This window comes from Limnospira sp. PMC 1279.21, from assembly GCF_032349615.1.
Taxonomy (GTDB): Bacteria; Cyanobacteriota; Cyanobacteriia; order Cyanobacteriales; family Microcoleaceae; genus Limnospira; species Limnospira fusiformis.
In genome coordinates, this window is the sequence record NZ_JARPLU010000365.1 from 1 (window position 1) to 1,661 (window position 1,661).

Here is a 1,661-nt window from a genome sequence, read left to right on the forward strand (position 1 = left end):
CAACCATTTCTCGTTCTGGACTGAGACTTGTCTGGTTGAGAACCATGAGTGAGCAACTGTTTTGCTCACAGAGCCATCCAAACAAGTCAAATCCCCATATTGCCAATCGGTCTGGGTGGGCAACGACAACCATGCCGACATCTCCTGACAAATGATGTCCCAGTAAGGCCAGCATTTTCTTTCCCTTGAAGTTGAGCCCGCCTCCGATTTCTGAGACGACTTCTGCTTCGGGGTAGAGGTTGGACAGTGCGGCCACCTGTCGGTTGAGGTCGGACTGCTGGGCGCGGCTACTAACTCTGGCATAGATAACGACTTTGCGTTTGTCACTGCCTGATTTGGCAGTATATGACTCAACGTTATATCGTCGTTGCCCAGCGGGGGTTCTGATGGTGTCGATTGAGCCATTGTCGTCCCATCTGCGGAGTGTTCTTTCATGGACTCCAAGGATTTTGGCCGCTTCCTTGGGTTTGACATATCTGGCAATAGGTTTATCCTCAACCCTTCTCGCTTATTATACCGTATTGCCCTAAAATATTAACCTAATTTGTGATTAAATCATGCTCCTATTTTCTCTGGTTCTAGGAGTATATGGCAATTGAGGGTCTCAAAGAAATTATTTCCAGGATCAACGGCAAAATGGCTATTCTCAATGAACTTTGATAGATTTGGTGCGCTTGCCCAAGACTTGATGTATAGTCTGAGAGTACAATATCCCCGAACTCAAAAAACCAGTTCTGTTCTCAAAGGCATTCCCTTGGGGAATTGTCCTTTTAACCAGGTTGGGTGATAGATTAGAGAACCTGTGTCCCTCCAGATACTGCTGGCAGATTCTGAGGATGATCCTGGGATCGCTTGAGTATGCGGTAGGTGGCTAAATGGTCCGGTCTGTTAACAACCTTAGTGAGTTAAACTTCCGTTTAGGAGGAACCATGGCTAAGAATGGTCTGTATGGGTATATAGGGGTTGTAGTTTCCCTTGGGATTTTGATTGGTCAACTTCCCGCAGAAGCACAACCGCCAACTGTGTTGAGCGCTTCCCATATCATCTCTCGTTACCGAAGTATGGTTGAGGAGTCCGAACAACCTGAGCTACATAAACGTATGTTGCTGCTTTCTGCTCAAAATGATTTGAAGTCTATTGTTGAAGATGTCGGAGATACCTGTCAAGCCTTGGCTTCTGGGGGGTTAACTTGGCGGCAACGTCAGGCTATTCAGGAAGAGTCTCTTCGTCAAGATATGACTTTGGACCCCCAAATACGGGAAATTTTACGCACCGATCAAAGTATTCGCAATAATTTGGTTAAGCAGATGTGTCCACAATACATTCGTTAATCGTCAGTAGCAACCGATAAAAGCTGCGTCAGTTAAACTTGGGGGACTCGTTTCTATTTACCGGGTCTGACGTACCCGAGGGGAGGTGCGTCAGTTTCAATCATCTACTCTGAGGTCGCCGACCAGAGATGCGTCAGTTTTAATTATCTACTCTGAGGTCGCCAAGCAAAGGTGCGTCAGTTTCAATTATCCGGTGATTATTGCTACTTACCAGGTCTGACGCACCCTACCAGGTCGCCAAGCAAAGGTGCGTCAGTTTTAATTATCTACTCTGAGGTCGCCAAGCAAAGGTGCGTCAGTTTCAATTATCCGGTGATTATTGCTACTTAA

2 protein-coding genes are annotated in these 1,661 nt (G+C 46.4%); one reads left to right on the forward strand and one right to left on the reverse strand.

What is annotated here, in order from left to right; genetic code table 11:
- Positions 1 to 484: IS607 family transposase (locus P5683_RS24590; RefSeq protein ID WP_315642525.1), on the reverse strand; the 484-nt coding region annotated here is incomplete at its 3' end.
- A 445-nt stretch (positions 485 to 929) separates the two neighbouring features.
- Between P5683_RS24590 and P5683_RS24595 the strand changes: the two genes are divergently transcribed.
- Positions 930 to 1,331, forward strand: a complete 402-nt coding sequence (locus tag P5683_RS24595) for a hypothetical protein (RefSeq protein WP_006670263.1) — start codon at positions 930 to 932, stop codon at positions 1,329 to 1,331.
- The last annotated feature ends 330 nt before the right edge of the window (positions 1,332 to 1,661 follow it).

Coding starts and splice junctions, on each gene's coding strand:
- P5683_RS24595 (WP_006670263.1), top strand. CDS start 930: ATGGCTAAGAATGGTCTGTATGGGTATATAGGGGTTGTAGTTTCCCTT.